At 62.4% G+C, this 12,469-nt stretch carries 11 protein-coding genes; 5 read left to right on the forward strand and 6 right to left on the reverse strand.

Annotated elements, in window-relative coordinates:
- Position 1: 1 nt before the first annotated feature.
- The 5 genes from cyoB (at position 2) to CK910_RS12335 (ending at position 5,478) form a co-directional block, all read left to right on the forward strand.
- Positions 2-1,978, forward strand: coding sequence for a cytochrome o ubiquinol oxidase subunit I (cyoB, locus tag CK910_RS12315; protein WP_098983351.1), 1,977 nt, complete (start codon positions 2-4; stop codon positions 1,976-1,978).
- 4 nt (positions 1,979-1,982) lie between these two features.
- Positions 1,983-2,597, forward strand: coding sequence for a cytochrome o ubiquinol oxidase subunit III (locus CK910_RS12320; protein WP_098983352.1), 615 nt, complete (start codon positions 1,983-1,985; stop codon positions 2,595-2,597).
- 2 nt (positions 2,598-2,599) lie between these two features.
- Positions 2,600-2,932 (forward strand): cytochrome o ubiquinol oxidase subunit IV, encoded by a 333-nt coding sequence (locus tag CK910_RS12325; RefSeq protein ID WP_042871243.1) that lies wholly within the window; start codon positions 2,600-2,602, stop codon positions 2,930-2,932.
- 10 nt (positions 2,933-2,942) lie between these two features.
- Positions 2,943-3,836 carry a heme o synthase gene (gene cyoE / locus CK910_RS12330; RefSeq protein ID WP_043134248.1) on the forward strand — a complete coding sequence of 298 codons (894 nt, stop codon included), beginning with the start codon at positions 2,943-2,945 and terminating at the stop codon, positions 3,834-3,836.
- Between the two features lie 280 nt (positions 3,837-4,116).
- On the forward strand, positions 4,117-5,478 hold the full coding sequence (locus tag CK910_RS12335; RefSeq protein ID WP_098983354.1) for an MFS transporter: 1,362 nt from the start codon (positions 4,117-4,119) through the stop codon (positions 5,476-5,478).
- Between the two features lie 73 nt (positions 5,479-5,551).
- Here CK910_RS12335 and CK910_RS12340 read toward each other — a convergent pair whose 3' ends face one another.
- The 6 genes from CK910_RS12340 to CK910_RS12365 all read right to left on the reverse strand — a co-directional run bounded on the left by CK910_RS12340 (position 5,552) and on the right by CK910_RS12365 (position 12,343).
- Positions 5,552-7,243, reverse strand: coding sequence for an alpha/beta hydrolase (locus CK910_RS12340; RefSeq protein WP_172955301.1), 1,692 nt, complete (start codon positions 7,241-7,243; stop codon positions 5,552-5,554).
- Positions 7,244-7,481: 238 nt separating this feature from the next.
- Positions 7,482-8,333 (reverse strand): taurine dioxygenase, encoded by an 852-nt coding sequence (gene tauD / locus CK910_RS12345; protein WP_098983356.1) that lies wholly within the window; start codon positions 8,331-8,333, stop codon positions 7,482-7,484.
- Between the two features lie 79 nt (positions 8,334-8,412).
- Complete coding sequence (tauC, locus tag CK910_RS12350) at positions 8,413-9,156, reverse strand: taurine ABC transporter permease TauC (protein WP_367581996.1); 744 nt, start codon at positions 9,154-9,156, stop codon at positions 8,413-8,415.
- Complete coding sequence (gene tauB, locus CK910_RS12355) at positions 9,153-9,920, reverse strand: taurine ABC transporter ATP-binding subunit (RefSeq protein WP_098983358.1); 768 nt, start codon at positions 9,918-9,920, stop codon at positions 9,153-9,155. Before tauB ends, tauC begins: the two co-directional genes overlap by 4 nt.
- Before the next feature lie 27 nt (positions 9,921-9,947).
- Positions 9,948-10,922 (reverse strand): taurine ABC transporter substrate-binding protein, encoded by a 975-nt coding sequence (gene tauA / locus CK910_RS12360; RefSeq protein WP_098983360.1) that lies wholly within the window; start codon positions 10,920-10,922, stop codon positions 9,948-9,950.
- 317 nt (positions 10,923-11,239) lie between these two features.
- A complete protein-coding gene (locus tag CK910_RS12365) occupies positions 11,240-12,343 on the reverse strand; it encodes an ElyC/SanA/YdcF family protein (protein ID WP_098983362.1) in 1,104 nt (367 codons plus the stop codon).
- Between the last annotated feature and the right edge of the window lie 126 nt (positions 12,344-12,469).

A 12,469-nucleotide genomic window follows, 5' to 3' on the forward strand; every position in this document is an offset into this window, starting at 1 on the left:
GATGTTTGGAAAATTAACGCTCGACGCTGTCCCGTACCATGAACCCATTATCATGGTCACGATAGCCGCAATCTTATTGGGCGGGCTGGCCATCGCCGGGCTGATCACCTATTTCGGCAAGTGGCAGTATCTGTGGCAAGAGTGGTTCACCTCTGTGGATCACAAGCGTCTCGGTATCATGTATCTCATCCTGGGCATGGTCATGCTGCTGCGCGGCTTTGCCGATGCGGTCATGATGCGTACCCAGCAGGTGATGGCCTCGGCCGGTGGCGAAGGCATATTGCCGCCCCACCACTACGACCAGATCTTCACCGCCCACGGCGTCATCATGATCTTCTTCGTGGCCATGCCACTGGTGATCGGCCTGATGAACATAGTGGTACCGCTGCAGATCGGTGCCCGTGACGTGGCTTTCCCCTTCCTCAACAACCTGAGCTTCTGGTTTACCGCCGCCGCCGTGGTGCTGATCAACGTCTCCCTCGGGGTCGGTGAATTTGCCCAGACCGGCTGGCTGGCCTATCCGCCCTTGTCGGGCAAGGAGTTCAGTCCCGGGGTCGGGGTCGATTACTGGATCTGGAGTCTGCAGATCTCAGGATTGGGCACCTTGCTGACCGGCGTGAACTTCTTTGCCACCATCATCCGGATGCGTGCCCCCGGCATGACCATGATGCGGCTGCCGGTGTTCACCTGGACCGCGCTGTGCGCCAACATACTGATCATCGCCTCCTTCCCGATCCTGACCGTCACCATAGCCCTGCTCACCGCAGACCGTTACCTGGGTACCCATTTCTTTACCAATGACATGGGTGGCAACATGATGATGTACATCAACCTGATCTGGGCCTGGGGTCACCCCGAGGTGTATATCCTGGTGCTGCCGGTGTTCGGGATCTTCTCCGAAGTGGTGGCGACCTTCTGCAAGAAGAAGCTGTTCGGCTACACCTCTCTGGTGTGGGCGACCATTGCCATTACCGTGCTCTCCTTCGTGGTCTGGCTGCACCACTTCTTCACCATGGGATCGGGTGCCAACGTGAATGCCTTCTTCGGCATCACCACCATGATCATCTCGATCCCGACCGGGGTGAAGATCTTCAACTGGCTGTTCACCATGTACCGCGGTCGCATCGAGTTCACCTCGCCCATGTTGTGGACCGTCGGCTTCATCATCACCTTCACCGTGGGTGGCATGACGGGGGTACTGCTCTCCGTGCCGGCCGCCAACTTCGTGCTGCACAACAGCCTGTTCCTGATCGCCCACTTCCACAACGTCATCATCGGCGGCGTGGTGTTCGGCTGCTTCGCCGGTATCACCTACTGGTTCCCGAAGGCGTTCGGCTTCAAGCTGGATGAGGTCTGGGGCAAGCGTGCCTTCTGGTTCTGGATCACCGGCTTCTTCGTGGCCTTCATGCCGCTCTACGTGCTGGGCTTCATGGGCATGACCCGTCGGGTCAGCCAGAACATAGATCCCGAGTTCCACGGCTGGCTGGTAGTGGCTGCCTGCGGTGCCGGCCTGATCGCCATCGGCGTCCTGTGCCAGGTTATCCAGGTGGTGGTGAGTATTCGTGACCGCGAGAAGAACCGCGATCTGACTGGCGATCCCTGGGGTGGCCGTACCCTGGAGTGGTCGACCTCTTCCCCGCCGCCCTTCTACAACTTCGCTATCGAGCCAAAGATCACCGGTCTGGATGCCTTCTGGGAAGCCAAGCAGGATGGTTCTGCTTATCAGCAACCCAAACACTATGACCCGATCCACATGCCGAAAAACTCCGGTGCCGGTGTCATCATCGCTGCCTTCAGCGTGGTGTTCGGTTTCGCCATGATCTGGCACATCTGGTGGATGGCCATCGCCGGCTTCGTCGGCATGATAGCCACCTGGATCATCCACAGCTTCAATGAGGACGTGGATTACTACGTGCAGGTTGACGAGATCGAGCGGATCGAGCGTCAGCATTTTGAAAATCTCAACAAGGTGGCTTAATTCCATGGCGACTGACGTTCTACATCACACTCACGGCGCCCATGACGATCATGGGCACCATGATGCCGGTGCCACCAAGGTGTTCGGTTTCTGGATCTACCTGATGAGCGACTGCATCCTGTTTGCGACCCTGTTCGCAACCTATGCAGTCCTGGTCAACGGCACCGCCGGCGGCCCGAGCGGCAAGGACATCTTCGAACTGCCGTTCGTGTTCGCTGAAACCATGCTGCTGCTGCTGAGCTCCATCACCTTCGGGTTCGGCATGCTGGCCATGAACAAGAACAAGGTTTCCGCGGTCAATACCTGGCTGCTGGTGACTTTCCTGCTTGGCGCCGGCTTCATCGCCATGGAGATCTACGAGTTCCATCACCTGATCGCCGAAGGCTTCGGCCCGCAGCGCAGCGGTTTCCTCTCCGCCTTCTTCACCCTGGTCGGCACCCACGGGATCCACGTGACCAGTGGCCTGGTCTGGATCATCGTGATGATGGTGCTGGTGAGCAAGAAGGGGCTGACCGAGCGCAACCGTACTCGCCTGATGTGCCTGAGCTTGTTCTGGCACTTCCTGGACGTGGTGTGGATCTGCGTCTTCACCGTGGTCTATCTGATGGGGGCAATGTAAAAATGAGCAATCATACCGTTGACAATCACGGCGCCAGCCACGGCAGCGTCAAGTCCTACATGACAGGGTTCGTGCTGTCACTCATCCTGACCGCGATCCCGTTCTGGATGGTGATGGATGGCTCCGCCTCCCACGCCGTGGTGCTGGGTACAGTGGTGGCCATGGCGGTGGTGCAGATCTTCGTGCATCTGATCTACTTCCTGCACATGAACACCTCGTCAGAGGAGCGCTGGAACCTGGTGGCACTGGTGTTTACCGTGCTCATCATCGCCATCGTAGTCGTGGGTTCCCTGTGGATCATGTACAACCTCAACATCAACATGATGGTTCACTGAGCGGCTTGATGTGATGATGAAGCAATACCTGCAAGTGACCAAGCCAGGCATCATCTTCGGTAACCTCATCTCGGTTATCGGGGGATTCCTGCTGGCCTCCAAGGGGAGCCTGGACGTGCCCCTGTTCATCCTGACCATGGTGGGTGTCTCCCTGGTGGTGGCCTCCGGTTGTGTGTTCAACAACTACATCGACCGGGACATCGACTGCATCATGGAGCGCACCAAGAACCGCGCCCTGGTGAAGGGGCTGATCGCCCCTGGTGTGTCGCTCTGGTATGCGAGTGCGCTGGGCGTTGCGGGCATTGCACTGCTCTACTTTGCGGCCAATCCGTTGGCCGCCTTGCTGGCAGTGCTGGGCTTCCTGGTCTATGTGGGGGTCTACAGCCTCTACATGAAGCGTCACTCCGTCTATGGCACCCTGGTCGGCAGCCTCTCCGGCGCCGCGCCACCCGTCATCGGCTACTGCGCCGTGAGCGGTCAGTTCGACTCGGGCGCCTTGATCCTGCTGGCGATCTTCAGCCTGTGGCAGATGCCGCACTCCTATGCGATTGCCATCTTCCGCTTCAAGGATTATCAGGCCGCCAACATACCCGTGCTGCCGGTGGTGAAGGGAATTGTCGTGGCCAAGCACCACATCACCCTCTACATATTGGCCTTCATGGTGCCGACCCTGATGCTGTTCCTCGGCGGTTACGCCGGTTACAAGTATCTGATCGTGGCGACGGCGGTCAGCGTCTGGTGGCTGGGCATGGCGCTGTCGGGTTACAAGCAGGCGGTCGATGACTCCCTCTGGGCCCGCAAGCTGTTTATGTTCTCCATCGTCACCATTACCTGCCTGAGCGTGATGATGTCGGTGGATTTCCAGCCGGACGCAACTCCTGTGCTGGTGAGCATGCTGCCGTGACCCTGACGCGGCATGTTCTCCCTCGTCGTCATCACTTTCACCTGTCTGAGCGTGATGATGTCGGTGGACTTCCAGCCGGATGCAACTCCCGTGCTGGTGAGCATGCTGCCCTGATAGTGTGAACTGCACCCCTAAATGCATGAAATCCAGAGCCGGGAACCTTCCCGGCTCTGTTATTATGGGGCCGCCCTGCGGGGCACTTTTCCCGTTGTTCGGGTGTGACGCGCCTTGCGTCATCCACCCCTTGCGTCTCCCTTCTCTTTGACCTATCGAGGCCATCATGAATGATTTCACCATGACGAGGGGCGAGCGCCGCGCGACCTGGGCGCTCGGCTCCGTCTTCTCCCTGCGCATGCTCGGCATGTTTATGGTGCTGCCGGTGCTGACCACCTATGGCATGTCTCTGGCGGGCGCCTCCGAAGCCCTGATCGGCCTTGCCATCGGTATCTATGGCATGACCCAGGCGCTGTTCCAGATCCCGTTCGGCCTGCTCTCCGATCGCATCGGCAGAAAGCCCTTGATCGTCGGCGGCCTGCTGATGTTTGCGCTGGGCAGCGTGATCGCGGCGCTGACCCACTCCATCTGGGGCGTCATCCTCGGCCGTGCCCTGCAGGGCAGCGGCGCCATCTCGGCGGCCGTCATGGCGCTGCTCTCGGATCTCACCCGCGAGCAGAACCGCACCAAGGCGATGGCCTTCATCGGGGTGAGCTTTGGCATCACCTTCGCCATCGCCATGGTGACTGGCCCCCTCATCACCCGTGTGCTGGGGCTGTCCGGCCTGTTCTGGCTCATCGCCCTGCTGGCGCTGGGGGGCATAGCCATCACCCTCTGGCTGGTGCCGACCCCGACCGGTCACCTGCTCAATCGCGAGTCCAGCATGGTCAGGGGCGGGATGCGCACCGTGCTCACCAACCCGCGCCTGCTCAAACTCAACCTCGGCATCCTCTGCGTGCACACCTTGCTGATGTCGAGCTTCGTGGCGCTGCCGCCGCTGCTGGAGCAGGCCGGTTTGCCCCGTGACAGCCAGTGGCAGGCCTATTTGGTCACCATGCTGGTCGCCTTTGTCAGCGTGGTGCCCTTCATCATCTATGCCGAAAAACGCCGCCAGATGAAGCGGGTATTCCAGGCTTGCGTGCTGGTGATGCTCATCGCCGAAGTGGTGCTGTGGCAGGCCGGGTTGCAGCTGTGGGGCCTGCTCGCCGGGCTGCAGCTCTTCTTCATCGGTTTCAACGTGATGGAGGCGCTGCTGCCGTCGCTCATCAGCAAGGAGTCGCCACCGGGTTACAAGGGCACCGCCATGGGGGTCTACTCCACCAGCCAGTTCATCGGGGTGGCCATAGGCGGCAGCCTGGGTGGTTTGCTCTACAGCCTGGGTGGCGGCGTGCTGGTGTTTGGCAGTTGCGCCCTGCTGGCCCTGGCCTGGCTGGGGGTCAGCCTCACCATGCAGGAGCCCCCCTATGTGAGCAGCCTGCGCATAGTGCTGCCGGCAGGGGTCGAAGCGAGTCCGGCGCTGGAGCAGAAGATCCGCGCCTGTGACGGGGTGAGCGATGTGCTGCTGGCGCCAGCCGAGCATTCGCTCTATGTGAAGGTGGACAGCAAGCGCCTCACGCGCAGCGATCTGGAGCGGCTGGTCGCCGTCTGACGGCGTCTGCCAGCATGTAAAAGCCCGCCAATTCGGCGGGCTTTTTGTTGGACTGTGCTCAGTTGGGTTGGGTTCAGTCGGCCAAGCAGGGCTGCTCGGCGGGCAGGCTCGCGGCATCCCCCAGCAGCAGGGTGCTGAGGGCCTCTCTGGCGCACTGTGAGGAGTGCAGCTGGCCGTGCCGGTTGCTCTGCTCCACCCGCACCAGGCGGGCGGCGCTGCCAAAGGCGGCCTGCATCTGGCGGGCACCGGCAAAGGGCGTATTGGGATCGTACTCGGCGCCGAGCACCAGGGCCCTGGCATCATCCGGGAGCTTGATCTCGCCGGCGCCAGCAGTCGTGATGGGCTGGCGAGGATAAGGCCAGTCGGCGCAGGTGTTGAAGCTCTTGGCCAGCAGCAGGGCGCCGGCCCCCTGGAAGGCGGCATCTTCCGGATCCAGCGCCTGCCAGCCATAGGGCTCGCTGTTGTCGGTGCAATGGATGGCGCTGAAGAAGGGCATTTCCAGCAGATCCTGGTAGGGGGTCTCGTCGGCCTGCTCCTTGGCGAGGCGAGCCAGCAGGGGGCCGGCATCATCCTGCTGCCAGAAGGCGAGCTGATCATAGTGCTGGCTGCCGCTGATGGCATCGCTCATCACAGCTTCCCAGTGTGCGCGGTCGAGCACGTTGCCCATGTTGTCCACATAGCGGCCGTTGTCGCGCACCTGGCGAGTCACCGCCATGCTGCGCTGCAGTGCCTCGGCCCCGAAGCGCCAGGCAAGGATGCGATTGGCATTCTCGGCATCGCCGCGGAAGATGGCCGGGTAGCGGCTCTCGGCAGGGGACATCGGCGAGTCGACCACCAGGTTGGCCACGTGGCTCGGGTAGCGAGCTGCATAGAGGGCGGCGAGGCGGGTGCCGTAGGAGAAGGTGATGGGGGTGATGCGGTCGCGCCCCAGATGCTGGCGCAGTCGCTCCATGTCCTCGACCACGGCCCGCGAGCCCAGGTACGGCGCATGCAGCTTCAACGGCTCGTCGCAACGCTCCCGCAGCGCAGTGCCGAAGGCCTTGCCCTGATCGTCACCGCTCTCGAGCGCCGGCAGGGCGCCCTTGTCCCGGCTGGCAAAGATCTGGGCGAGCTGCGCCGGGGTCATGTCCGGCCGGATGCCGCTCTTGTCCGTCAGCAGGCAGCTGCGCAGTTCATGCCCGAGCGCGCTGTAACCGGCCCCGCGAGGATCCAGGGTGACTATGTCGTAGTGCGCCAGGATGGCGGGGTTGGCACTGCGCAGCATGTCGAGCAGGATACCCAGATCCGGGGTGGCCGAGGTGGGGCCGCCCGGGTTGTAGAAGAGGGTGCCGCGATAGTCGCCGGTGGCGCGATAGTGCACATAGAAGAGGTCTATGGTGTCTCCCTTGACCGTGCGGGTCTCCTGCTTGATCTCGCCCCGGATGGGGTTGCCTGACCAGGAGGGGGTCGAGAAGCGGCTTGTGTTGCCAGAGAGGAAAGTGGCAGCCGGGGCGGGGGCAGGGCGTTTCTCCCATTTGGTCTCCTTGATCTGGACCCACTCCTTGTCGTAATCGAGCGGCACCGTCAGGTAGTGGCAACTGACCTGGCTGGCGGGTACGGCGACGCCATCCTCCTGCCACCCCTGCTGCAATTGGCGGCAGATGTTGCCCGTGTCATAAGCGGCGGTGATATGCCGCGCCTTGAAGGGAGCTTCCTCTTTCTTTTCCAGATCGCAGCCCGCCAGAAGAGCCGGCGCCAGCAAAGATATCATCAGCGTGTATTTCATTTTTTTGTTTCCATCATATTGCCTGAACCCGGGCATGTTACGTGATGGACTCAAAAAAATAGCAGTGGGTAATTGTATGGAAATATTTCAATGTATGTCGGTGAAAATAATTTGGCGTCATTAACTGGGTTGTTTGAAAATAATGGCCCGCATAGCGCCCCGTTATTTTTATCGGGATCAATAAATGTCGCTAAACAGGCCATGTGGCATGAAGGGAGTGCCGGTTATACCCGCGTGCTCACCAGGCCCGCCAGAAGGGTTTGTCTCCCAGTATGGTGGCCCTGTGCATCACCCGCCGGGCCGGCAGATAGTCGGCGTTGGCATAGTGCTGGGTGACCCGGTTGTCCCAGATGGCGATGTCGTTCTCCTGCCAGCGCCAGCGCACCTGATACTCGGGTTTGGTGATGTGGGCGAACAGGAAGGCCAGCAGCGCCTCGCTCTCCCGCGCAGGCAGATCGGGCAGGCGGGTGGTGAAGCCTTCGTTGACGAACAGCGCCTGCCGGCCGCTCACCGGATGGGTGCGGATCACAGGGTGGCGCAGGGGTGGGTGGCGGGCCGCCGCCTCCTGCCAGCGTCCATATTCCGCCGGGCTGCCGTTGTGGCGATGGGCCGGGAACGACTTGCTGAAGTCGTGCTCGGCTTCCAGTCCCGCCAGCAGCTGTTGCAGCCTGGGGGAGAGCCCCTCGAAGGCGGCGATGCCGCTGGCCCACAGGGTGTCCCCGCCGACCGGCGGCAACTGCTTGGCGGCCAGGATGGCCAGCGCCGGTGGCGTCTCTATGAAGGTCACATCGGTATGCCAGTTGTCATTGTCCGGCGGATTCTCGTGGTGGGTGTCGAGCACTATGATCTCTTCGGCCTCCGGCGCATGGGGATAGACGGGGTGGATGTGCAGATCGCCGAAGCGGTTGGCCAGCGCCCGCTGAGCCAGGGGGGTGATGGGCTGATCCCGAAAGAACAGCACCTGATGGATCAACAGGGCCTGATGGAGCTGTTCGAAGTGGATCTCGCTCAAGGTTCCGGCCAGACGGATGCCGCTGACTTCGGCGCCGATATGGGGGCCAAGGGGGGTGATGTGCAGGGTATTGCTCATAGTCCTTCTCCATGCCACGGCGTCAGGCGACGCTGCAGCGCACGTAAACCAAGTTCCAGAATGAAGGCGATCAGGGCGATCACCAGAATGCCCGCCAGCACCACGTCGGTGGCGAGAAACTCGCCGGCGGCTTGCACCATGAAGCCCACGCCGCGGGTGGCGGCGATGAGCTCGGCCGCCACCAGGGTGGACCAGCCGACCCGAGCCCGATGCGCAGCCCGGTCAAGATTTCCGGCAGGGCGCCGGGCAGGATGACGTGCCACAGCACCTGCCAGCGGGTGGCGCCGAGCGCCCGGGCGGCCCGCAGCCGCACCTGCTGGGCGCTCTGTACCCCCGCCAGGGTTGCCATGGCGACCGGCGCGAAGATGGCGAGATAGATGAGCAGTACCTTGGAGGTCTCGCCTATGCCAAACCAGATCACCATGAGCGGCAGATAGGCGAGCGGCGGTACCGGTCGGTAGAGTTCGATCAGCGGATCCAGCATGCCGCGCACCGTGGGGCTCAGCCCCATGGCAATCCCCACAGTCACCCCGCACAGGGCTGCCGCCGTCAGCGCGATCAGGATGCGCTGCAGGCTGGCCGCGAGGTGTTGCCAGAGGGTGGCATCCATGAAGCCCTGCGGCCCGGCTATGGTGATGAACTGGTGCAGCACCTGCTCGGGGGGCGGCAAAAACAGCGGGCTTATCAGCCCGAGCCGGGCCACCAGCCACCAGAGGGCCAGCAGGGCGGTCAGGCTAAGCAGGCTCAAGCCAAGCCTGCGTGGCAGGGGCCAGCGCAGGCGCACCTTGGCGGGGACCGCCGAGGAGGAGAGGGCGGCCGTCATGCAAACACCTCCCGCTCGGCGAAGACCCGGTCGAGCACGTATTCGCGCCGCTCGATGAAGGCCGGATCCGACTTGATGCTGCGGCACGACTCACCGGCGGCGAAGCGGCGGCCAAAATCCAGGGTCAGCCGCTCTGTGATCCGGCCCGGGGCGGGGGAGAGCAGTACCAGCTCGGTGGCCATGAATACCGCTTCCTCTATGTCGTGGGTGATGAGCAGCACCTGGCGACGCTGCTCGTGCCACAGGCGCAGCAGCAGGGTCTGCATCTGCTCGCGAGTGAAGGCATCGAGGGCGCCGAAGGGTTCGTCGAGCAGCAGCAGTTGCGGCTGGGTGGCAAGGGCGCGGGCTATGCCGACCCGCTGGCGCTGGCCGCCGGAGAGCTGCCAGATGGGCTTGGCGTGGGTCTCCTCCAGCCCGACCTTGCGCAGCATGGCCCGCGCCCTGGCCTCGCGCTCGGGGCGGGGCAGGCCGGCCAGCTGCAGCCCGAAGGCCACGTTGTCCAGCACGTTGCGCCAGGGCAGCAGCCCCTCGTGCTGGAACACCACACCCCGCTCGGCGCCGGGGCCGGTCACCGGCCTGCCCAGCAGGCTGATCTGGCCCTGATGATGGGTGAGAAAGCCCGCGATCAGGTTGAGCAGGGTGGTCTTGCCACAGCCGGAAGGGCCGAGTACCACCATCAGCTCCCCCGCTTCCAGCGTCAGGTTGATGTTGTCGAGCACCCGTCTGCCGTCGTAGTCGGCGCAAAGGTGAGTGAGTTGCAGCATGGCGGCCTCCTGGTCATTTGGGGTCGTTCAGCGGGCCTGGGCCTTGACGAAGCGGTCGGTCACGTACTGGCTGTAATCGCTGCCGGCGGTCTGCACCTTGCCCTGCTCCTTGAGGAAGCGGGCCGTGTCCACTATGGTCCGGTTCACCAGCGCGGCGAGCTCGTCGCTCTGCTGGCGGGCAGTCAGGTAGGTGTTGCCTTTGACCAGCCCGGGTACCTCTGCTGCGGGGATGCCGCTCAGCTTTGCCAGCTTGGCGAGGTTGTCCGGCTGTGCCAGCCAGCCTGCCGGGTTTTCCAGATAGCCGCGCTGGGCCGCCAGGGTACTGTTGACGAAGGCCTGCACCACCTCGGGGTGAGCCTTGGCGAACTCCTTGCGCACTACCCATACATCGAGCGTGGGGGCGCCCCATTCACCCACCTGAGCCGAGTCGGTCAGTACCTTGCCCTCCCTGGTCAGTTCATTGAGGGCCGGTGCCCAGACGTAGGCGCCATCTATGTCACCCCGTTGCCAGGCGGCTATGATGGCCGGTGGCTGCAGATTCACTATCTGCAGGCTGGCCGGATCCAGGCCCCAGTGTCTGAGGGCGGCCAGCAGGCTGTAGTGGGTGGTGGAGGTAAAGGGCACGGCGATGCGTTTGCCGGCCAGTGCCTGGGGGGAGGAGAGATCCGGTTTCACCACCAGCGCCTCCGAGTTGCCGAGCCTGGAGGCGAGCAGGAACACCTCTATGGGCACCTGCTGGCTGGCGGTCACCGCCAGCGGGCTGGAGCCTATGTTGCCTATCTGCACGTCGCCGGAGGCGAGCGCCCGCACCACGCTGGCGCCACTGTCAAACTTGAGCCACTTCACCTCGGCGCCGCTGTCGCGGGCAAAGGTGTTGTCGGCCTGGGCCACCTTGGCCGGCTCGGCGGAGGTCTGATAGGCCACCGTCACCTCGACGGCGTTGGCCTGCAAACTGATGATGGCGAGGGCCGCCAGCCAGAGGGAATATCCTTTTCCTGTCATGGTACTGCTCCGTATCGGGGTAATGGAGCCGCAGTATTTCCATTTATTCGGGCGACAATGAAAGAATAAAAATATATGGGTGATGAGTTATGGTTCTTAGAAAAAGAACGGTAACGCAATGCGGTTGTTTATATATCTCAATATGAGAAATTGATATTCGCTGCTTGGCAATGGCAGGCTGATATTGTCAGCATCCAATACAGGTTTATGGCTATGCTTGCCCGGTTTATGAATATTGAAGGAGTCATATTGCTGGCAATAATAAAAACCCGCCATATTGGCGGGTCTGATGTTCGGTGAAGGCTCTGGTACGCTAATCAGCGCTCGATCAGCGGGGCCGAGCGATAGCTCCACAGCCCATAGGTGCGCAGCGCATCGCGGTAGATGCCGAGCAACTCGCTGTCGCTCACCTTGGCCAGGGTCGAGAGCGACTTGTCCGGGTAGCTGACACTGTCTATCTGGATCCCGGCCGGGCCGCTCTGCCAGCAGGCGATCTCCAGCAATGTCTGGCCCCGGCGCACATGGCTGGCCGAGCTCACCAGGGTGGCGTACTGGATCTGGTGGCGGGCGAGGGCGTAGCCGCTGTAGAGGGCGTTCTCCACCGTACTGGTGGCGTAGTTCTCCTCTATGATGCGCGAGCGATCTATGCCCTTCTTCACCAGCCAGTCCGCCATCAGCTTGCCCTCGGTCTGGCGGTTCTGGGGCACGCCGCCGGTCAGTATGATGAGCGCCGCCGGGTTGGCCTGGGCCAGGGAGCGGGTAGTCTCCAGTCGGCCCAGCAAGATGTCGTGCATGCTGCCATCGGGGTTGAGGGCATAGCCCAGGGTGACGATGGCCCGGTTGCCCGGCTTGGGTGAACGCTCCCCCTGCTCTTTCAGCGGGGTGGCGTTGACGCGGGACACCGTATCCAGGATGCGCTGCAGATCGGCGGCGCGGCCGGGATTGAGGGTCGCCAGCTTGCTCTGGTATGCCTGGGCGGCGCCGGGGTTTTGCTTGAAGGTCTGCCAGGTGGCCAGGTAGGTGAGCAGATCTATGTCGTCCGGCGCCGTGCTGAGCGCCTGCTCGAACAGGCCTATGGCCTTGTCCACGTTGCCGTTGTAGATCTGGGCGTTGGCTGCCGAGATCAGCAGGTCGGTGCGGTAGGGTTCGAGCTGATAGGCCTGCAGCAGCAGCTCTGTGACCTGCTCCATGTTGCTCGGCATCTTGGCGGTGAAGCCGGCGGTGGAGATGCGGGCCGGCGACTTGAAGATCTGCCAGGCATCCGCCAGCAGCTGATCCACCACCTGGCGCTTGCTGATGTACTGGTCGTAGTTTTGCTCCTTTTGCAGGGAGCGCACCGGAGCAGCCCAGGCATTGGTGGAGACAAACACTGGCAGCGCCAACAGGCTGGCCAGGGTCAGGGCAATCGCGGTTTTCTTCATCATGGCGTTCCACTTGGGGTTAAGGGCGTTATGCCATTGCATGACCCGTAGGGGCTTTTCCAATAAAAACATAAACTTGGTGATTGCCTACTCTACTCCTTTTCAGATGAAAAAAACGTGAACCGA

It is taken from the genome of Aeromonas sp. CA23 (assembly GCF_002587065.1).
Lineage (GTDB): Bacteria > Pseudomonadota > Gammaproteobacteria > Enterobacterales > Aeromonadaceae > Aeromonas > Aeromonas bestiarum.

Bases quoted from the DNA above. Each gene is read 5' to 3' on its own strand.
- cyoB (WP_098983351.1), top strand. From the start codon at position 2: ATGTTTGGAAAATTAACGCTCGACGCTGTCCCGTACCATGAACCCATT.
- CK910_RS12320 (WP_098983352.1), top strand. From the start codon at position 1,983: ATGGCGACTGACGTTCTACATCACACTCACGGCGCCCATGACGATCAT.
- CK910_RS12325 (WP_042871243.1), top strand. From the start codon at position 2,600: ATGAGCAATCATACCGTTGACAATCACGGCGCCAGCCACGGCAGCGTC.
- CK910_RS12335 (WP_098983354.1), top strand. From the start codon at position 4,117: ATGAATGATTTCACCATGACGAGGGGCGAGCGCCGCGCGACCTGGGCG.
- CK910_RS12340 (WP_172955301.1), bottom strand. From the start codon at position 7,243: ATGAAATACACGCTGATGATATCTTTGCTGGCGCCGGCTCTTCTGGCG.
- tauD (WP_098983356.1), bottom strand. From the start codon at position 8,333: ATGAGCAATACCCTGCACATCACCCCCCTTGGCCCCCATATCGGCGCC.
- tauC (WP_367581996.1), bottom strand. From the start codon at position 9,156: ATGACGGCCGCCCTCTCCTCCTCGGCGGTCCCCGCCAAGGTGCGCCTG.
- tauB (WP_098983358.1), bottom strand. From the start codon at position 9,920: ATGCTGCAACTCACTCACCTTTGCGCCGACTACGACGGCAGACGGGTG.
- tauA (WP_098983360.1), bottom strand. From the start codon at position 10,922: ATGACAGGAAAAGGATATTCCCTCTGGCTGGCGGCCCTCGCCATCATC.
- CK910_RS12365 (WP_098983362.1), bottom strand. From the start codon at position 12,343: ATGAAGAAAACCGCGATTGCCCTGACCCTGGCCAGCCTGTTGGCGCTG.